This is a genomic window from Pseudomonas sp. Lb2C2 (assembly GCF_052112205.1).
Lineage (GTDB): Bacteria > Pseudomonadota > Gammaproteobacteria > Pseudomonadales > Pseudomonadaceae > Aquipseudomonas > Aquipseudomonas kilonensis.
This window is the reverse complement of the sequence record NZ_JAUTYW010000010.1, coordinates 220,894-240,513: the sequence shown is the minus strand read 5'-3', so window position 1 is coordinate 240,513 and position 19,620 is coordinate 220,894. Positions and strand designations below refer to the sequence as shown.

At 61.5% G+C, this 19,620-nt stretch carries 16 protein-coding genes and 1 pseudogene; 10 read left to right on the top strand and 7 right to left on the bottom strand.

Annotation, left to right across the window (positions count from 1 at the left end; genetic code table 11):
- Positions 1–72: 72 nt before the first annotated feature.
- Together Q7F16_RS27140 and Q7F16_RS27135 are read right to left on the bottom strand one after the other, a co-directional pair.
- Complete coding sequence (locus tag Q7F16_RS27140; protein WP_003205814.1) at positions 73–951, bottom strand: DMT family transporter; 879 nt, start codon at positions 949–951, stop codon at positions 73–75.
- Between the two features lie 62 nt (positions 952–1,013).
- Positions 1,014–1,790: an IclR family transcriptional regulator gene (locus Q7F16_RS27135; protein WP_095963534.1), complete on the bottom strand. Its 777-nt coding sequence runs from the start codon at positions 1,788–1,790 to the stop codon at positions 1,014–1,016.
- A 211-nt stretch (positions 1,791–2,001) separates the two neighbouring features.
- Here Q7F16_RS27135 and ypfJ point away from each other — a divergent pair, with 211 nt between their 5' ends.
- Together ypfJ and Q7F16_RS27125 are read left to right on the top strand one after the other, a co-directional pair.
- Positions 2,002–2,886 carry a KPN_02809 family neutral zinc metallopeptidase gene (gene ypfJ / locus Q7F16_RS27130; protein WP_014340327.1) on the top strand — a complete coding sequence of 295 codons (885 nt, stop codon included), beginning with the start codon at positions 2,002–2,004 and terminating at the stop codon, positions 2,884–2,886.
- The gene (locus tag Q7F16_RS27125; protein ID WP_046065192.1) at positions 2,887–3,834 is read left to right on the top strand and encodes an alpha/beta hydrolase; all 948 of its coding nucleotides are present in this window, start codon (positions 2,887–2,889) and stop codon (positions 3,832–3,834) included.
- 143 nt (positions 3,835–3,977) lie between these two features.
- On the opposite strand, the gene Q7F16_RS27120 is transcribed toward Q7F16_RS27125, so the two are convergent.
- The 4 genes from Q7F16_RS27120 to Q7F16_RS27105 form a co-directional block, all read right to left on the bottom strand.
- The gene (locus Q7F16_RS27120; protein WP_046065193.1) at positions 3,978–4,571 is read right to left on the bottom strand and encodes an HAD family hydrolase; all 594 of its coding nucleotides are present in this window, start codon (positions 4,569–4,571) and stop codon (positions 3,978–3,980) included.
- Complete coding sequence (gene tesB, locus Q7F16_RS27115) at positions 4,568–5,437, bottom strand: acyl-CoA thioesterase II (protein ID WP_003205823.1); 870 nt, start codon at positions 5,435–5,437, stop codon at positions 4,568–4,570. Before tesB ends, Q7F16_RS27120 begins: the two co-directional genes overlap by 4 nt.
- A 104-nt stretch (positions 5,438–5,541) precedes the next feature.
- A complete protein-coding gene (locus tag Q7F16_RS27110; RefSeq protein WP_079302711.1) occupies positions 5,542–6,111 on the bottom strand; it encodes a GNAT family N-acetyltransferase in 570 nt (189 codons plus the stop codon).
- Between the two features lie 270 nt (positions 6,112–6,381).
- Positions 6,382–7,047, bottom strand: coding sequence for a GntR family transcriptional regulator (locus Q7F16_RS27105; RefSeq protein WP_409557244.1), 666 nt, complete (start codon positions 7,045–7,047; stop codon positions 6,382–6,384).
- 271 nt (positions 7,048–7,318) lie between these two features.
- Here Q7F16_RS27105 and Q7F16_RS27100 point away from each other — a divergent pair, with 271 nt between their 5' ends.
- From Q7F16_RS27100 to Q7F16_RS27065, 8 genes and pseudogenes are all read left to right on the top strand, one after another.
- Positions 7,319–8,551 carry an NRAMP family divalent metal transporter gene (locus Q7F16_RS27100; protein WP_024618221.1) on the top strand — a complete coding sequence of 411 codons (1,233 nt, stop codon included), beginning with the start codon at positions 7,319–7,321 and terminating at the stop codon, positions 8,549–8,551.
- Between the two features lie 28 nt (positions 8,552–8,579).
- Complete coding sequence (locus Q7F16_RS27095; protein WP_046065194.1) at positions 8,580–9,350, top strand: LamB/YcsF family protein; 771 nt, start codon at positions 8,580–8,582, stop codon at positions 9,348–9,350.
- Positions 9,347–10,136: pseudogene (locus tag Q7F16_RS27090) on the top strand (putative hydro-lyase). The gene Q7F16_RS27095 and the pseudogene Q7F16_RS27090 overlap by 4 nt, the downstream one beginning before the upstream one ends.
- A gap of 9 nt (positions 10,137–10,145) precedes the next feature.
- On the top strand, positions 10,146–11,762 hold the full coding sequence (locus Q7F16_RS27085) for a 5-oxoprolinase/urea amidolyase family protein (protein ID WP_409557243.1): 1,617 nt from the start codon (positions 10,146–10,148) through the stop codon (positions 11,760–11,762).
- Positions 11,759–13,498: an acetyl/propionyl/methylcrotonyl-CoA carboxylase subunit alpha gene (locus tag Q7F16_RS27080; RefSeq protein WP_409557242.1), complete on the top strand. Its 1,740-nt coding sequence runs from the start codon at positions 11,759–11,761 to the stop codon at positions 13,496–13,498. The genes Q7F16_RS27085 and Q7F16_RS27080 overlap by 4 nt, the downstream gene beginning before the upstream one ends.
- A 152-nt stretch (positions 13,499–13,650) precedes the next feature.
- Complete coding sequence (locus Q7F16_RS27075) at positions 13,651–14,892, top strand: OprD family porin (RefSeq protein WP_046065197.1); 1,242 nt, start codon at positions 13,651–13,653, stop codon at positions 14,890–14,892.
- 56 nt (positions 14,893–14,948) lie between these two features.
- Positions 14,949–16,832 carry a methyl-accepting chemotaxis protein gene (locus Q7F16_RS27070; protein WP_409557254.1) on the top strand — a complete coding sequence of 628 codons (1,884 nt, stop codon included), beginning with the start codon at positions 14,949–14,951 and terminating at the stop codon, positions 16,830–16,832.
- A 76-nt stretch (positions 16,833–16,908) separates the two neighbouring features.
- Positions 16,909–18,144 carry a TIGR03862 family flavoprotein gene (locus Q7F16_RS27065; RefSeq protein WP_409557253.1) on the top strand — a complete coding sequence of 412 codons (1,236 nt, stop codon included), beginning with the start codon at positions 16,909–16,911 and terminating at the stop codon, positions 18,142–18,144.
- A gap of 128 nt (positions 18,145–18,272) precedes the next feature.
- Here the strand turns inward: Q7F16_RS27065 and Q7F16_RS27060 are convergent, their stop codons facing one another.
- Complete coding sequence (locus tag Q7F16_RS27060) at positions 18,273–19,610, bottom strand: DEAD/DEAH box helicase (RefSeq protein ID WP_024618228.1); 1,338 nt, start codon at positions 19,608–19,610, stop codon at positions 18,273–18,275.
- Between the last annotated feature and the right edge of the window lie 10 nt (positions 19,611–19,620).

Genomic DNA, 19,620 nt, shown 5'->3' with positions numbered 1-19,620 from the left:
AAAGAGCGAGGGCTGCTTCGCAACCCAGCGGGAGCAAGCTCCCTCGCCACAGGGTCCGGGTATAGCCAGTGATTACGCCCGCCGCTGTTGCCACGCCGCCGCCAACCCACTCAAGCAGATCAAGGTGATGCCCACCACGGTGGTCAGCGTCGGCGTGTGGTTGAACAACAACCAGCCCAGCAGCCCGGCAAACACGATCTGGCAGTATCCGAACGGCGCGAGTAGCGCCGGGGCGGCAAAGCGGAAGGCCTGGGTCAGCATCAGGTGCGCCGTCATCCCGCAGGCGCCCAGCGCCAGCATCATCGCACCGTGCAACAGGCTCGGCACTTGCCAGAAGAACGGCACCAGCGCGCTCATCACCAAGGTGTTGCACAGGCCGGCGAAGAAGTTGCTGGTGGTCGGGCTGTCGATCTCGCTGAGCTTGCGCGTGAGCAGTTGATAGAAACAGAAGAACAGCGCCGAACAGAACGGCAATATCACCGCCGGGGTGAACAGATCGCCGCCGGGATGGACGATGATCAAAACCCCGATAAAGCCGAAGATCACCGCGATCCATTGGCCGCGTGTCACGTGTTCGCCCAGCAATGGCACCGACAACGCGGTGACCAGCACCGGCGCGAGAAAGTTGACCGCCGTCGCCTCGGCCAGCGGGATGTACAACAGCGCCGTGGTGAAGAACAGGCTGGTGCCCAGCAGGCACAGCGCCCGGGCCAGTTGCCACAAAGGACGCTTGGTCCGCAGGACCCGCAGCCCCGAGCGGGGCAGGAAAATACCGGCCATCAACAACGTGTGCACCACGTAACGTGCCCAGACCACCATGATGATCGGGTAGAAACCCGAGAGATATTTCGACAAGGCGTCATGACTGGAGAACAGAAACGTCGCCACCAGAATAAGCAGGATGCCCTTGAAAGCCTGATTGACGCCGGAAAGCGGAGTGCTGACGGTCATGTAGGAATCCTGCGTTGCGTGATGTAGGGAGCAAGGCTTGCCTGTGACGGATGAGACCGCATTCAGCTGAACAACTCCGAGGCCTGACTGGCTTGCGACAACTCCTCGGCAAACGCCAGCAAGGTCGGTGCCAGCTCATGCAACCGTGCCCGCGTCATCCGTGCGCTGGGGCCGGCAACACTCAACACACCGATGACCCGGCCATCCAATGGATGACGGACCACGGCGGCAATGGCCGACGTGCCGATCGCCGAGCTTTCCTCGACACAGGCATAGCCTTGTTCGCGGGCCTGGTGCAGATACTGGAGCAGTTCAGCCGGGCTGCGTGGTGCGTTTGGCCCGGCGTCCGCCGGCACTTGCACGGCCTGGCGCGCCACCAGCGCCAACGCCTCGGCGTCACTCATGCAAGCCAGCCAGGCATGGCCCGATGCGGTATAGGACAACGGCGTCTCACGCCCCATGTCCGGGTCGTAGCGCAAGCCGGAACGGGCCCCCTGAGACTTGGCGATCCAGGTCTGGCACGCCCCTTCGATGACACCCAGGCGCACCAGTTCACCCGTTTCCTGTGCCAGGCGATCGAGCACTGGCTGGACGATGTCGGCACCGCTTCGCGACAGATAACGAAAGCCCATGGCGACCAGGCGCGTCGACAAGTGATAACGCAGATTCTCGGGATTCTGGCGCACATAGCCCAGGCGCATCAGTTCGGCGAGCAAACGGTGGGTGGCGCTCTTGGGAATCTGCAACTGTTCGGCCAAGCCTAGTAGCGGCCAGCCGCGAGGGTCGCTGGCGAGGCTTTCCAGCACATTGAAAACCCGTTCGATTTGACTGCCGGCCATGAGCGATCCAAAGATAAATTCGTCGATTCTAAAATATGCAAAGTGTAATGCAAATTCTGGAACCGGTGCGCCATTCATGCATGCCCTGATGAACCAAACCCCGCGCCGGTTGCCTGAAAGCTCAGGCATCACGCGCATCCTGACGCCCCAAAAGCTAGACTCACCGCAACGGCAGTACAGTGACACCCCGGCCAATCAGAGGAACGCCCACATGTTATGGAAAAAAGGTCGCCGCAGTGACAACGTGGTGGACGCTCGCGGTGACGGTGGGGGCGGCGGCGGAATGCGTTTCGGCGGCGGCAAGGGGTTGAGCCTGACGGCCGTCCTCCTGATCGTCGGCATCGGCTGGATCACCGGTCAGGACCCGATGCAGATTCTCGGGCAACTGGCCGGGCAGATGGACCAGTCCGCCCCCGCCACTTCACAAACCCGCCAGGCACCGCCGGCCAACGATGAACAGGCCGAGTTCGTGCGCTCGATCCTCGGCGATACCGAAGACACCTGGGGCCAGGTGTTCCAGCAGGCCGGGCGCCAATACCAGCAACCCAAACTGGTGTTGTTCAGCGGTCGGGTCAACTCGGCCTGCGGCCTTGCCTCGTCGGCGACCGGTCCGTTCTATTGCCCGGCAGACCGGCAAGTCTATCTGGACATGAGCTTCTTCAAGGAAATGTCCCAACGCTTCGCTGCCGCCGGGGACTTCGCCCAGGCCTACGTCATTGCCCATGAAGTCGGACACCATGTGCAGACGCTGCTCGGCGTGTCGGCGAAAATCCAGGAAGCGCGCCAGCAAGGCCGGCAGATGGAGGGCGATGGCGGCTTGTTGGTACGCCAGGAGTTGCAGGCCGATTGCCTGGCGGGTGTGTGGGCCAACCATGCGCAAAAACGCCTGAACTGGCTGGAGCCGGGAGACATCGAAGAAGCCTTGACCGCCGCCAATGCCATCGGCGATGACCGCTTGCAGCAACAAGGCCAGGGCCGCGTGGTGCCGGACTCCTTCACCCACGGTACTTCGGCACAGCGCGTGCGCTGGTTCAAGACCGGGTTCGCCCAGGGCCAGGTCAGCCAGTGCGACACGTTCGCGGCGAAAACCCTGTAGATGAAGTGGGGGGCGTTGATCGGGCTGGTGCTGTGCTGCGCCGTTGCCCAGGCCGAGGAACACGGCGTCAACGTGGTCGCCCAAGGGCGATTGCAGTTCAAGGGCGGCGCCATGGCCGTCGGCGTAAGCCCACCGCCGACATCCATCCAGCGCGTGCTGATCATCCTCCACGGTCGGCTGCGCAATGCCGACACCTACCTGCACAGCGCGGAAAAGGCTGCCGGGCAGGCCGGGCAACTGGGCTCCACCCTGATCATCGCCCCGCAGTTTCTCAACGAACAGGACGTGGCGCGCCATCAATTGCCCAATGACCTCCTGCGCTGGCAAGGTAACGACTGGATGGCAGGTGGCTTATCCACAGGGCCCAATCCAGTCAGTTCGTTCCAGGTACTCGACGACATCGTTGCGCGAGTCAGTGACCGGCAGCAGTTTCCCGAAGTGAAAGAGATCGTCATCGCCGGCCATTCCGGCGGCGCCCAGGTCGTGCAGCGCTATGCCCTGCTCGCCCACGGCCAATACCGGATCCGCCCACGCTTTGTCATCGCCAACCCGTCGTCCTATGCCTACTTCGATGCGCAACGGCCCATGGCGTTCGACCCTGCCAGTTGCCCTGGCTTCAACCGCTGGAAATACGGCCTGCAGAACTTGCCAGCCTACGCGGCGGGGCAAACACCCGCGCAACTGGAAGATAACTACGTCAAGCGCGACATCGTCTATCTGCTCGGACAACAAGACACCGACCCGGAACATCCTGCGCTGGATAAAGGCTGCGAAGCACAAACCCAGGGGCCGTATCGGTTACTGCGCGGGCATTTCTTTTTCGACTACCTGACCCGGCGTCATCCCGAGGGGTTGAACCAGCGGCTGATCGAAGTGCCGGGGGTGGGGCATAACGGGGATGGGATGTTGACTTCGCCTGAGGGGCTGAAGGTGTTGTTTGGTCAGTGAGTTTTGTAGCGAATGACAGGGACCTATCGCGAGCAAGCTCGCTCCCACAGGGGTTCTCTGTCGATTACAAAATCTGTGCTCGACACAAATTCACTGTGGGAGCGAGCTTGCTCGCGATAGCGATCGATCAGTCAACCCAGCGCTCAAGCCAACAGCATCCGCCGCAACTCCCCACAATCGCGCGCATGCCAATCCGTCAGCTCCGGCCATGGATTGTCCGGCAGGTTCACCAGCACCGTCCGAGTGCCCGCCGCACGCCCGCAGTCCAGGTCAAAACGGTAATCGCCCACCATCACCATCGCCTCGGGCGCCACGTTCCAGGCCTCGGCCAACTTCAACAGGCCACCGGGGTGGGGCTTGGGCGGTGCTTCGTCGCGGCCCAGCACATCCTCCACCGCGAAACAGTCCGCCAGGCCGATGGCCTCCAGGGTGACGTGGGCCAGCTCGCGGGCGTTGCGGGTGAGGATGCCCAGGCGATAACCGCGCCCGGCCAGCTCGCGCACCAGTTCAACCGCCCCTGGCGCGGGCTTGGAGCCCAATGCCAGGTCCCGTTCGTGCTCCAGCAGCCAGGCATGCTTGGCCGCGGCCTCCTCCGCCGGCAACGCGGCCAGGTGGGTCAGGATGTCGTCTTCGGCCGGAATCGCCAGGGCCACGCGGATCGCCGCGAAGTCATGCACGGCGATCGTCAGCGTGCCATCCATGTCGAACACCCAGTGACGGACCTCGGCCAGGCTCATGCCCAGTCCTTGCGATGGCGAATCAGGCCTTCCTGGGTGACAGACGCCACCAGTTGCCCGGCGCGGTTGAACACGCTGCCACGGGAGAACCCACGGGAATTGCCGGCCCACGGGCTGTCCATGGCGTAGAGCAACCAGTCATCGGCGCGCAGGTCAGCATGGAACCACAAGGCGTGATCGAGGCTGGCGACCTGCATATCTTTGTGCCACACCGATTTACCGTGGGGCAGCAGCGAAGTGGTCAACAGGCCGAAGTCCGACGCGTAGGCCAGCAGGTATTTGTGCAAGGCCGGCGAATCCGCCAGGGCGCCATCGGCACGGAACCACACGTATTTGACCGGGTCGGCCGGTTGCGGGTTGTAAGGGTCTTTTTCGGTGACCGGGCGCACCTCGATCGGCTTGGGGCACAGCAGTTTTTCGCGCATGTGCTCGGGCAGCAGGTGCGCGCGCTGCTGGGTCAGCTCCAGCTCGGACGGCAGGTTCTCCGGCCCGACGACTTGCGGCATGCTGCTCTGGTGCTCAAAGCCCTCTTCGTCATACTGGAACGACGCGCTGCAGGTAAAAATCGGGTTGCCCTTCTGGATCGCCGTCACCCGGCGGGTGCTGAAGCTGCCACCGTCACGCACCCGGTCCACCTGGTAGACCACCGGCAGCGCAGCGTCGCCTGGACGCAGGAAATAACCGTGCATCGAATGCACATGGCGCGCCTCTTCCACGGTCTGGCTAGCCGCCGACAACGACTGGCCCAGTACCTGGCCGCCGAACAACTGGCGAAACCCCAGGTCCTGGCTACGTCCGCGAAACAGGTTCTCTTCGATCGGTTCCAGGGTCAGCAGGTCGACCAGATCTTCCAACACGTGGCTCATTCAGACTTTCCTCACACAGCGCAAAAACCGCGCAGTCTATGCTGCTGCGGCGGATCGATAGTAGCCCGGGCCATTTTGGCGGGCATTGTAAACGTCCGTGTCGGCTAACCGTGCAGGGTCTGCAACCACTGCTCACGATTGATGCGATAGAGCACATGGTGACGCAACGGATGACCGACGGCGAGTGTCGGGTGTTCGAAGTCGTCGGCCGGCTCGTGCTGCATGCCAATGGCCTGCATGACCTTTTGCGATGGCAGGTTGTCGACGGCGGTGAACGCCACCACTTCGTCCAGCGTCAATTGGTCGAAGGCACAACGCAGGGCGGTCCACGCCGCTTCGCTGGCATACCCCAGGCCCCAGTGCTCCCGGGCCAGGCGCCAACCGATCTCGATGGCCGGAGTGAAAGGCGCATCGAACCCGACCACACCCAGCCCGGTGAAGCCAATGAAGGCGCCAGTGTCCTTGCGTTCCAGGGCCCACAAACCAAAACCATGCTCGGCGAAATGTCCCCGCACGCGACCGATCAGGGCAGCGCTTTCCAGGCGGCTCAGGCGCGCCGGGAAATAACGCATCACCTGCGGGTCTGCGCACATGGCGGCAAATTCCGGCAAGTCATCATCGCGCCACTGCCGCAACAGCAGCCGCGCGCTTTCCAGTTCCAGTATCGGCTCCATCTTCACTCTCCTCCATGCCCCCTGAGTCTACATCGCAGGCAAGATCCGTCACTCAATCAGCGCTGAAAACCTGGCCCACGACCGCGCGCATATCGAACGTTGCATGGGCGCTGAGTTGGCTCGCGAAGACCAACGGCGACTTGGCCTGCCCAGTGCCACGCGGCCGCCCCGGGAAATCACCCATCGATACCCGGAACTATAAGGTGGGTGTGAGTGCCTGAGCGGAAAAAACGATAGGTGTGGCTTTGCTTGCGAAGCGCTCGCCTGGCGCTATCGGTTCATGCAGCGTTCGTAGGCTGCCAGAACAGTGCGCTCCGATTGCACCAGATAGGCTTCGAGCATCTGGGTGGCTTCCTCGAGTCGCCTTTCTTCGATACAGCGCAGGATTGAAACGTTCATGTCGACATAGGGCATATGCAGGAATTCGGGATCATTGAGCAGGCCGAAGGCCAACCGCAGCTCGGCCGATATCTGCCCGTAGAACACCACCAGGCGCGGGCTGTCGGCGAGTTCGACGATCGCCTTGTGGAACATCATGTTCGCGGTGCCGACTGCGATCCAATCCTTGGCCTCACGCGCTCGCATGCCCGCTTCCACGGCTTCGCGCATATGCAGTGTTCCCGGGTGCAGCGGATAACCCTGCGCGATGGCCTTGCATTCGATAAAACGGCGCACGCGATAGATGTCAATGATCGAGGCCATATCCGGCTCCGCCACGGTCACCCCTCGATTGGGTTCATGCTTGAGCAACCCCTCCCGCGTCAGGACCCTGAACGCTTCCCTCAAGGTGTTGCGTGAAATCTGCAGGTTGTCGGCCAGGGCCGCTTCGGACAGCCGCTGGCCCGGCACCAACTCACCTTCGACCAGCATTCTGCGGATCTCCTGGGTAATGGATTCTCCCAGCGAGCGAGGAAGGGAAGGTGAAACGTCGTTCATGTGCAATCCAGAATATGAGGAAGTCACTTTGATGTTCCATGAGAGCCCAGCCCATGGCAAGGAGCAAGGGTGTTGCCTGCATCATTAAGTAACACCCACGAGTGACAAGGTTACAATTTGGTGCAAATTGTAGCCTCACAGCAAATTGATTGTTGAACAATCGAGACACTATAGATCAACACTTCTAGACGGATGTTTGAGTCCTGGCACGCTCGTTGCTCAATAAAAAATATCTCCCACCGTAGGAATTGATGCCGTGACACAGACAGCCGTGACACAGACCGCTCAAGATTTTACAAAGACGCGACGCGCTTCCCTGATCGCCGCAATTTTCATGATGGCGACGTCCGCCATCGGCCCTGGCTTCATCACCCAGACCGCCACGTTCACGGCCAAGATGGGTGCGGCATTTGCGTTCGGTATCCTGGCCTCGATTCTGATCGACTTCGTGGTTCAACTTAACGTCTGGCGTATCGTCACCCTGACCCGAATGCGTGCCGCAGACGTGGCCAACAAAGCGATTCCAGGCAGTGGCTACCTGCTGGCGGTTCTGGTGATCTTCGGCGGGCTGGTGTTCAACGTCGGCAACATCGCCGGTGCCGGGCTGGGCCTGAACGCGCTGATGGGGCTTGATGCAAAATGGGGCGGCGGTCTCAGCGCCCTGCTGGCCATCGGCATCTTCCTCTCCCACCGCGCCGGATTGGCCGTCGACCGGCTGATCGTCGTGCTGGGCCTGGTGATGATTGCCCTGACGCTGTTCGTGGCCTTTGCCTCTAACCCGCCACTGGGTGAAGCCCTCTACCAGACCGTACTTCCGGACCAGATCAATTTCGCCACCATTACGACCATTGTCGGCGGCACGGTCGGTGGTTACATCACCTATGCAGGGGCCCACAAACTGCTGGACCGCGGTACTACCGGGGTAGAAAATCTCCAGGCAGTGACCAAAGCAGCCCTGGGCGGCATCCTGGTCACCGGCCTCATGCGCTACATCCTGTTTCTCGCCATCCTCGGCGTTGTTGCCAGCGGCGTCGTCATCGACACCTCGGGCCAGGGCGCCAATCCGGCCGCACAAGCCTTCCAGGCGGCAGCCGGGCAGTTCGGCCTGCGCGTCTTCGGTCTCATCCTCTGGGCCGCCAGTATCACCAGCGTGATCGGCGCCGCTTACACCTCCATTTCCTTTATCACCGTGTTCAAGCCGGACATCACTGAGCAGGCTCGCAACCGCGCCACCACCGTATTCATCACCCTGTCGCTGCTGATCTTTGTCCTGATGGGGACTGCTCCTGCCGCACTGTTGCTCTTCGCGGGCGGTTTCAACGGCCTGATACTGCCAATCGGCCTGAGCATCTTTATCTATGTCGGCTGGCGCCGGTCCGACCTCATGGGCGGTTACCATTACCCACGTTGGCTGCTGGTACTTGGCGCCCTGACCTGCCTGCTGACCTGGTACATGGCAATCAAATCCGTTGGGCCGATCTTCGCCTTCCTCAACGTCGCCTGAGCCCGATAACGAACAAGGAGTCACGTGAATGCCAACGATAGATATCAACAGCGACCTGGGTGAAAGCTTTGGCGCCTGGCACATGGGCGACGATGCCGCGATGCTCGATGTCGTGACCAGCGCCAATGTCGCCTGCGGTTTTCACGCCGGAGACCCTGCCGGCATCCTGCGGACACTGAAAGCGGCGGCGGCAAAAAATGTCACCATTGGTGCCCATGTCGCTTACCCGGACAAAGTGGGCTTTGGCCGACGAAACATGGACGTGGCCAGCGATGAGCTGACTGCCGACGTGATCTACCAGATCGGCGCGCTGCAAGGCCTGGCCAAGGCCGCCGGCACCTGCGTGCGCTATGTGAAGCCCCATGGCGCCTTGTACAACACCATTGCTCACGATCGCCGCCAGGCGCTGGCCGTGATCGAAGCCATCCGCACGATCGACTCCAACCTCATATTGGTTGCCCTGGCAGGTTCAAGCCTGATTGAACTGGCCCGTAACGAGGGGTTGCAGTGTATCGCCGAAGCGTTCGCTGACCGTGCCTATACGCCACAGGGCACCCTCGTCTCTCGCCGCGAACCAGGCGCCGTGCTGCACGATCCCAAGCTCGTCGCCCAACGTATGCTGCGCCTCGTTGAAGACGGCACCATCGAAGCGATCGATGGCAGCCTGACCAGAATCCAGGCCGACTCGATCTGTGTCCATGGCGACAGCCCGGCAGCGGTGGAAATGGCCCGCGAGCTGCGCCGCGTACTGGAACAGGCCAACATGTCCTTGCTGCCCTTTGCCGGAGGACGCCCATGAACGCTCTTGATCTCGCCCGCCAGGCGGCCATCGCCGCTGCCCGCCAAGCACGCACCGCCTACCGTGGCGGCCTGGTCACCCCCACGGCAGGTATCGCGCCGGGCATGACCCAGGCCAACCTGATCGCCTTGCCGCGCGCCTGGGCATACGATTTTCTACTGTATGCCCAGCGCAATCCAAAAGCCTGCCCGATCCTTGACGTCAGCGACGCCGGTAGCCCAGGTACGCTGCTGGCTGAAGGGGCCGACCTGCGCACCGATATCCCCCTGTACCGCATCTGGCGTGATGGGAAACTGGTGGAGGAAGTCAGCGACGCCACTCAGGCCTGGGCCGAACACGACGACATGGTGGCCTTCTTGATCGGCTGCAGCTTTACCTTTGAAACGGCCCTGCAAGAGGCCGGCATTGAAGTGCGGCATATCACTGATGGTTGCAACGTACCGATGTACCGGACCAACCGTGCCTGCCGTCCGGCGGGACGTCTGCAGGGTGAAATGGTGGTATCGATGCGACCGATTCCAGCCGATCGCGTGGCCGAGGCGAGCGGTATCTCCGGGCGCTATCCCTCAGCACATCGGCGAACCGGCGCTGCTCGGGATCCAGGACCTGAGTCGACCCGACTTCGGCGACGCCGTACGCATCGAACCCGGTGAGATCCCGGTGTTCTGGGCCTGCGGTGTAACGCCCCAGGCAGCGGTCGTGGCCTCGGGCGTGCCCTTCGCCATTACCCATGCGCCCGGCCATATGTTCATCACCGATGTGCCTGACAGCACCTATCACGTCTAGGAGTTTCCTGTGCGTTTTCTACCCGTCAACCTGGACGCCCTGCTCGTCGAATTGAAAGACCTGGACGAGACCCTGGCGTTGTTCGACGCCCTGATGGCCGAACCTATTGCTGGCGTGGAGGAGATCATTCCTGCCGCACGAACGCTGCTGATCCAGTTTCGCCCCAGCGCCATTGCCCAGCAGGCGCTCGTCAATCGTATCGCTGGCCAGGACCTGAGCCAGCGCCGCGAGATCGAGCATCGCCGGGTGGAAATTCCCGTCCATTACAATGGTGAAGACCTTGACGAGGTCGCCACACTGCTGGGGATCAGCCGCGCCGAAGTGGTCCAACGCCACACCGCCCATGACTACAGCGTGGCCTTCTGCGGATTTGCGCCGGGCTTCGCCTACCTCACTGGCGGTGCCGGTTTCCAGGTGCCTCGCCGACAAACTCCACGCACCCGCATACCCGCAGGTGCGGTTGCCCTGGCGGGGGAATTCAGCGGTGTTTATCCGCAAGCCAGCCCCGGTGGGTGGCAGATCATCGGCGTCACGCCTTTGCAGATGTGGGACCTGAACCGCACTGAATCGGCCTTGCTGCGTCCAGGCTATAAAGTGCGGTTCACCGATGCCGGCCCGCTCCCGGCGGGAGGCCTGCCCGCCCCCACGGTACCGGCAAGCGCCGCCGCGCCCAGCGGTGCCTATCTGGAAATCATCACCCCCGGTTTGCACAGCGTACTGCAGGATATGGGCCGTCCCGGCCAGACCGGCCAAGGCGTATCCTGTTCCGGCGCGCTGGACCAGGGCGCGCTGCGGGCAGCCAACCGCGCGGTCGGCAACCGCTCGGACATGGCCTGTGTGGAATCGGTACTCGGCGGCCTGAGCTTCGTTTGCCATGGCCGTGCCGTGATCGCTGTCACTGGTGCGAAAACCCCAGTCACAATCACCAACGCCAGTGGCCTGCAATGGCAGGCAAGTCACTACCAGCCCATCGAGCTGGACGCGGGTGACCGCGTCAGCCTGGGGGCCCCCCTCGCGGGGCTGCGCAGCTACCTGGCGATTCGCGGCGGCTTTGATATCGCTCCGGTATTAGGCAGCCTGTCCACAGACACCCTGGCCCAGGTCGGCCCCCCGGCGCTCGCCGTCGGCGACCTATTGGGTTTTACAACACTGACAACGGGAACCAGCGTATCGCTGAACGAAGCCCCGGCCTTTGAATTGCCTACTACTACCAACATCATCACCCTTGACGTGGTCATGGGACCGCGTACCGACTGGTTTACCGAAGACGCTATCCAGCGTCTGAGCAGCCAGCTCTGGCGCGTCACCCCACAGTCCAACCGCGTCGGTATTCGTCTGGCCGGTGAAATGCCGCTTGCGCGCAGCAACCACCATGAGTTGCCCAGCGAAGGCACCTGCGTCGGCGCCATTCAGGTTCCGGCCAGTGGCCAACCGGTTCTGTTTCTCGCCGATCACCCGTTGACCGGTGGCTATCCGGTGATCGGCGCAGTTGCCCACTACCATCTCGACCTGGCTGGCCAGATCCCTATCAATGCGCAGATTCGCTTCAACCCTGTGGACGGCTTCAAAGAGATTCAACCCGTTACGCAAGCTTCTTCAACTGCCGATGTGAAAAAACTTCCATGAAAAAATTACTGATTGCCAACCGTGGTGAAATTGCCGTCCGCATCGCCCGCGCCTGCCGCGACTACGGCGTGCAGTCTGTCGCGGTCTATGCCGACGCGGACATCGACGCCCTGCACGTGCGCCAGGCCGACGAAGCCTACTCACTCAATGGCCAGCGCCCGGCCGAGACCTACCTGGATATCGGCAAACTGCTCGCCGTCGCCAAACGCAGCGGCGCCGATGCCGTGCACCCCGGCTATGGTTTTCTGTCTGAACGGGCCGACTTCGCCCGGGCGGTGATCGACGCAGGGCTAATCTGGATCGGTCCCAACCCGCAGACCATCGACGTGCTCGGCGACAAAGTCGAGGCGCGAAAAATTGCCCAACTGGTCGGGGCGCCTCTGGTAGCCGGTACGCCTGGCCCGGTCGAAAGCGCCGCCGAAGTATTGGCCTTTGCCGAACAGCACGGCCTGCCAATTGCCATCAAGGCTGCCTTTGGCGGCGGTGGACGCGGCATGAAAGTCGCCTGGCGCATGGATGAAGTGGCTGAACTGTTCGCCTCCGCCGTGCGCGAAGCGCAAGCGGCCTTTGGTCGTGGCGAATGCTACGTCGAACAGTTCCTCGACCGTCCTCGGCACATCGAAGCGCAGATCCTCGCCGACAAACACGGCAAGGTCGTCGTCGTCGGCACACGTGACTGCTCCTTGCAGCGGCGCAATCAGAAGCTGGTGGAGGAGGCGCCAGCGCCCTTTATCAGCGACGAACAGCGCCAGCGTATTCATCAATCCGCTCAGGATATCTGCGCCAAAGCCGGCTACGTCGGTGCCGGCACGGTGGAGTTCCTGCTCAGCCAGGATGGCACCCTGTCGTTCCTCGAGGTCAATACCCGCTTGCAGGTCGAGCACCCGGTGACCGAAGAGACCACTGGGGTGGATCTGGTGATCGAACAACTGCGGATCGCCGACGGTTTCCCGTTGTCCTTCAGTGAGACGCCGCCCCCGCGTGGCCACAGCTTCGAATTTCGCATCAACGCGGAAGACCCAGGCAAGGGCTTCCTGCCCACCCCCGGTCAGATCACCGATTTCCTGCCGCCATCTGGCCCGGGCGTTCGCCTGGACAGCGGCGTGATAAGCGGCTCGCGAGTGCCCAGCACCTTCGACTCGATGATGGCCAAGCTGATCGTCACCGGTGCCACCCGCGAACAGGCCATCGTCCGCGCCCGGCGCGCCTTGGCTGAATTCAACATTGAAGGCATTGCCTCGGTGCTGCCGTTCCACCGGGCCGTGATGGACCATGACGACTTCACCGGTGCCGATAAATTCGCCGTGCACACACGCTGGATCGAGACCGATTTCGCCGAACAGATCACGCTCGCCCCACGTACCGCTGTATCGGCCGACCCTGGCATCCTGCGCACGTTTGTCGAGATCGACGGCAAGCGCCATGAGCTGGGCCTTCCGGCTGCGCTGCTGCGAGGCGTCAGCTTGAACGCAGCGGGTACCGCCAGCGAAAGCACGGCCCCATCCGAGGCCACTGATCCGCAGGCGGTACTGACGCCCGTGGCGGGTAATCTGCATACCTGGCTCGTCAAAGACGGCGAGTCGGTGAGCGCTGGGCAAGTGATCGCGGTGGTAGAAGCCATGAAAATGGAAACCTCGGTCCTCGCACCGTGTGAAGGCCAGGTGCAGATCGCCAAACAGGCAGGCGACTACTTTGAAGCCGGCTCCGTCATTGGCCGCATCAAAACAGCTAACTGATTTAAAACTTTTCTTTTCGCAGTCAGTACGCGCAACGGGGTAATAACCCGGTTGCCGCGTGCTGCCCGCAGAAAACTGTAGATGTAACTTTGCAATCAAAACAACGATAAAACTCAACAAATAAATCTGCCGTTATCTGGAGCATAAAGAGCATGTCAATCAATAAGGCTTTCGCTATTGCGGGTACTTGCGCGTTGATTTTCCCATTCACGGCATCTGCAGATTTTATTGCCGACAGTAAGGCCAGTATTGAACTGCGTAACTTCTACTTCAATCGTGACTTTCGCAACGGCCCTCCGACGGCCCAGCGGGACGCGGCAAAAGAATGGGCCCAGGGAGCCATGTTGCGGTTCGAGTCAGGCTATACCGCCGGCACCGTGGGCCTGGGCATCGACGCCGTTGGCATGCTCGGTCTCAAGCTTGACGGCGGTGATGGTTCCGGTGGCACGGGCCTGTTGCCGGCTGATCTCAGTTCGAAAAACGGCCGCGGCTCACAGGACGAATATTCCAAACTTGAGTTGACGGCCAAGGCGAAGGTGTCGGAAACGGTTCTAAAGGCTGGCTCACTCGCCTTCCGTACGCCCGTGGTATCGAGCAATGACACACGCCTGCTGCCCTCCACTTTCGAAGGCGCGCTACTGACCTCCAAAGACATTGATAAGTTAGTCCTGCAAGGTGGCAAGCTGGAGCAAATCAAGTTCAACAGTTCCTCGGACTATCAGGACTTCACGGGCAACCGCATCGGCGGTGTCAGTGATGACTTCCGCTTTGCCGGTGGTACCTACAGTTTCAACAAAGCCCTTAGCACAAGTCTGTTCTACGGCAATCTGGAAAATGTCTACCGGCAGTTCTTTGGCGGTGTCGTCTATGAAATTCCCCTTGCCACGCAGCAGTCGCTGAAGTTCGATCTACGTTATTCGAAAAGTACCGATGACGGTAACTTCCGCCCGCTCGATAACCGCGCAGCGAACGGACTGGTCTCCTACACCCTGGGCGCCAACGTGTTCACCGCCGCCTATCAACACATGAGCGGTGACGATCCCTTCCCGTACATTGCCAATAGCGACCCGTACCTGGTCAACTTTGTCCAGATCAATGACTTTGCCAACACTCAGGAACGCTCCTGGCAGCTGCGTTATGACTACAACTTCGCGGCAATGGGCATTCCCGGGCTGACGTTCATGAGTCGCTATGTCCAGGGTGACAACGCGTTGGTCGGGGGCAGTAACACGGGCAAAGAGTGGGAGCGCGATACGGATATCGGTTACGTGATCCAAAGCGGTTCGCTAAAAAACCTCGGGGTCAAACTCAGAAACGCTACGGTTCGTTCGAACTTCGGCAATGACCTGGACGAAACTCGTCTGATCGTGAGTTACACATTGGCACTTTGGTAATCCGCTGACGGCGACCTTTGTCCCTGCGCAACCGATCCTTATTCAGAGAAAGTGCAATGAAAAGTCTCAGGTTTAACCAGAAGATACTACTGATTGCTTCGTTGCTTATCATGACGGTGTTTTGCACATTCACCGTATTGAATGATGTTCGGTTGCGTGACGACAACGTAAAAAAAATCGAGGAACACACCCGCGCCCTCTCGGCAGCGATGGCACATGATATCCAGAGCTGGCTGGACGGACGAATGATTCTGCTGAGGGGATTTGCCGAACTCATCGGCGACGATCCTTCGCCGCAAAACATACTCGACAAGTTGCAAAGCCAAGTGCTCATGAGCCAATTTATCGCAGGTTATGCGGGTACCCGTGACGGTGGGTTCCAGATCCATCCCCCGCGGCAGATGCCAGCCGATTACGACAGCAGGAAACGGCAATGGTACATAGACGCCGCAGACCATGGCGTGGCGATGACCGAACCCTACGTAGGGGCCGGGATCGACTACCCGATTATCACCCAGGCGGTCGCCATCCACGCCGGGCAGCAGACGCTCGGCGTCCTGGGCGCCAGTCTGAACATCGAGACGATTTCCCAGACGCTCAACGCGCAAGCCTTCGAGGGCAATGGATACGCCTTTGTGGTGAGCAAGGAAGGTAAAATACTGGTTCACCCCGACAAGGCGCTGATCGGCAAGACACTGTCCGATCTGTTTCCGGGCAATACCCCGACGCTCAATGATCGATTGGTGGAAGCCACTACGGTCGATGGCGTGAAATTCACACTGTTCTCTGCGATCAAGGGTTTGCCGATGAAAGACTGGTACATCGGCATCGTCCTGGACAAACAGGCTGCCATGGCCAGTCTTGCTGCGTTCCGCAGTTCGGCGATCATCACGACAATCGTTGCCGGCATGGCCACCCTGCTGCTGCTCGGGCTACTTATTCGCGTGTTGATGAAACCCCTGCGCCTTATCAGTCACGCGATGGAAGATATCGCCCAGGGCGACGGTGACCTGACCCGACGCTTGTCGATCCTGTCCAATGATGAATTCGGCCAATTGGCCGTGAGTTTCAATCGCTTCGGCGACCGGATCCATGCCTCCATCACCGAAGTCTCATCGACGACGAACTCCCTGAAAGAGGCCACCAGCAAGGTCCTGACGGCCTCCAACTCTTCGGTTGGGAAGTCGGAACACCAATCCGGCTTTACCAGCAACGTGGCGGCGGCCATTGAGGAGCTTGGGGCGTCGGCGCAAGAAATCGCCTCGAGTGCCTCGGCGGCGTCCAGAGGCGCCTCGAGCGCCAGGGCGCAGATCGATTCGAGCTGCATGCTCGTCGAGAACACGGTCAATGCCATGAGTTGCCTGCAAGAAAACATCGAAGAAACCCGCGCACAGATCGAAGAACTCAACGCCAAAAGCACCAATATCGGCAAGGTGCTGGAGGTCATCTCGACGATCTCCGGAAAAACCAACCTGCTGGCCTTGAACGCGGCCATCGAGGCAGCCCGGGCCGGAGCGGCCGGGCGCGGGTTTGCCGTGGTGGCGGACGAAGTCAGAAGCCTTGCCCACCACACCCAGACAGCGACCGAAGAAATCCGCGCGGTGATCGAAGCACTGCAGGAGGGGGCTACCCAGGCGGCCAAGACCATGCTGCGCAGCCATGAAATCGGCAGCCAAAGTGTACGGGTGGCGACCGAGGCCGGGGACAGCCTGCTGACCGTGGTGTCACGCATCATCGAGATCGATGAGATGTGCCTGACGGTCGCCGCTGCAACCGAGGAGCAAACCAGTGCTGTTGACCAGCTTACTCGGGATGTTCATGAGATCAGTCAGTTGAATCGCCATGCCACCGACAATTTGTGCTCGACCCTCAAGGCGTGTGGAGAACTGGATTTTGAAGTCGGACGACTCAGGAGTGTGGTCGACACTTTCAAGTTGTAGACACACACGCCATGCCCCTCGGCCAGTGGACCGAGCTGATAGAATGCCCGCCCCGATCCGCCAGACATCGCTCGCCATGACTCAAGCTTCCAAGCCTTCCAGTCCAAACGTCGCCATCATCGGCGGCGGCCCCGCCGGCCTGATGGCGGCCGAGGTGTTGAGCCAGGCGGGCCTTCAGGTCGACCTGTACGACGGCATGCCATCGGTGGGCCGCAAATTCCTGCTGGCCGGCGTGGGCGGCATGAACATCACCCACTCCGAAGCCTTCCCGGCCTTCCTGTCCCGCTACGGCGAACGCGCGGCGAATATCGCCCCGCTGCTGCGGGCATTTGGCGCAAACGAACTGTGCGAATGGATTCATGGCCTGGGTATCGACACCTTTGTCGGCAGTTCCGGGCGGGTATTTCCCACCGACATGAAAGCCGCCCCGCTGCTGCGCGCCTGGCTCAAGCGCCTGCGCGATGCCGGCGTGACGATCCACACACGCCACCGCTGGCTCGGCTGGAACCCTGATGGCAGCTTGCGCATAGCGAGCCCGGAAGGTGAGAAAACGCTACGCCCCGACGCGACCCTGCTGGCGCTGGGCGGAGGCAGTTGGTCGCGCCTGGGCTCGGACGGCGCCTGGATGCTGGCGCTGGAACAACGCGGCGTGACCCTGGCGCCATTGCAACCGAGCAACTGCGGGTTCGAGGTAGAGGCCTGGAGCGACCTGATGATCAGCAAATTCGCTGGTGCCCCGCTGAAAAATATCGCCATTGGCTTGAACGACGATGTACCGCGCCTCGGCGAATGCGTGATCACCGCCACTGGCCTCGAAGGCAGCCTGGTCTACGCCCTGTCGGCGCCGGTTCGCGAAGCCATCAACCAACACGGCAGTGCGACGATCCATCTGGACCTGCTGCCGGGCCGGCCTGTGGATAAGGTCCAGCAAGCCCTGAGCAAGCCACGCGGCTCTCGCTCGATGGCCAAGCACTTGCACAGCCAGCTGGGGATCGACGGCGTCAAGGCTGCGCTGTTGCGCGAGCTCACGCCGGCCGAATGTTTCACTGACCCGGCGCGGCTGGCCCAGGCGATCAAGGGCCTGCCAGTCACCCTGGTGAAGACCCGCCCTTTGGACGAAGCTATCAGCAGCGCTGGTGGCGTGAGCTTCGAGGCCCTGGATGAACGCCTGATGCTCAAGCAATTGCCCGGCGTTTTCTGCGCAGGAGAAATGCTCGACTGGGAAGCACCGACCGGCGGCTACCTGCTCACGGCGTGCTTTGCCAGCGGTCGCGCGGCGGGCTTGGGGATGCTGGAGTGGTTACAAGCTTGAGGCGCTCCCATCGCGAGCAAGCTCGCTCCCACAGTGGTTTTCAGGTGTTCACAGATCCGGTGTCCACCACAGATCTCCTGTGGGAGCGAGCTTGCTCGCGATAGCGGTGTATCAGGCGCAGCAGATCATCAAGGCTTACGCTTACGCGGCCCAGTATTGAACACCGGCACTTTGCGCACAGGCTTGACCGAAGGTTCCACAGGCGAGGCGTCGCCGCTGTCCACCCACTTGCCCAGGTTGCGCTTGCCGCCACCACCGGAGGTTTTCGGTTTCTTCGGCTTTTTCGGTTTCTTGATCACCTGGCCGCTGGCATCGGTGTCCGGTACCCGATGCTCAGGCTCGAAATCCTGTTCCATCTGGCGAGTCAGCGTCTGGCGCGTCAGCATCTCGATGGCCGACAGCAGGTTCACTTCGTCGGCGCAGACCAGGGAAATCGCTTCCCCGGTCGAGCCCGCCCGACCGGTACGGCCGATGCGGTGGATGTAGTCCTCGGCGACGATCGGCAGGTCGAAGTTCACCACCAACGGCAAATCCTCGATATCCAAGCCACGGGCGGCAACATCGGTCGCCACCAGGATCTGCACTTCGCTGGCCTTGAAGCGGTCCAGTGCGCGCTGGCGGGTGGCCTGGGGCTTGTCACCGTGGATGCCGTCGGCGTTGATGCCCAGGCCCTGGAGTTTTTCCACCAGCGCATCGACGCCGTTGCGGGTCTTGGCAAAGACCAGCACCTGCTTCCACTTGTTCTTGCGCATCAGGTGCACGAACAATTCCGGCTTGCGCTTCTTGTCCACCGTCACCACCCATTGCTTGACGGTGTTGGCGGCGACGTTGCGCGGGCTCACTTCAATGCTCAGCGGATCGTTGAGCATCTGCCCGGCCAGCAGGCGGATCGCGTCGGAGAAGGTCGCCGAGAACAGCAGGGTCTGGCGCTTCTTCGGCAGGGCCTTGTAGATGTTCGCCAGCTCCTCGGAGAAGCCCAGGTCGAGCATGCGATCGGCTTCGTCCAGCACCAGGGTCTGCAACTGGTTGAACTTCAGCGCGTTCTGGCGAAACAAGTCGAGCAGACGCCCCGGCGTGGCGACCAACAGGTCGACGCCTTTGCGCAACTTCATCATCTGCGGGTTGATGCTGACACCGCCATACACGGCGTAGGTGCTCAGCGGCAGGTTTTGCGCGTACTGACGCACGCTTTCATGGACCTGCTCAGCCAGCTCACGGGTCGGCACCAGGATCAGCGCCCGCACCGAGTTGGCCGCGACCTTCGGCCCCTCAGTGGTCAGCAACTGCAACAGCGGCACCGCGAAACCGGCGGTCTTGCCGGTACCGGTCTGGGCGGCGGCCATCAGGTCGCGACCGGCGAGCACCGCCGGCATGGCTTGGGCCTGAACCGGGGTCGGGGTCTGGTAGCCGAGCGTCTCGAGGGCGCGCAGCAAGGGTTCGATCAGGCCAAGGGTGGCGAAAGTCATGGAAGTACCG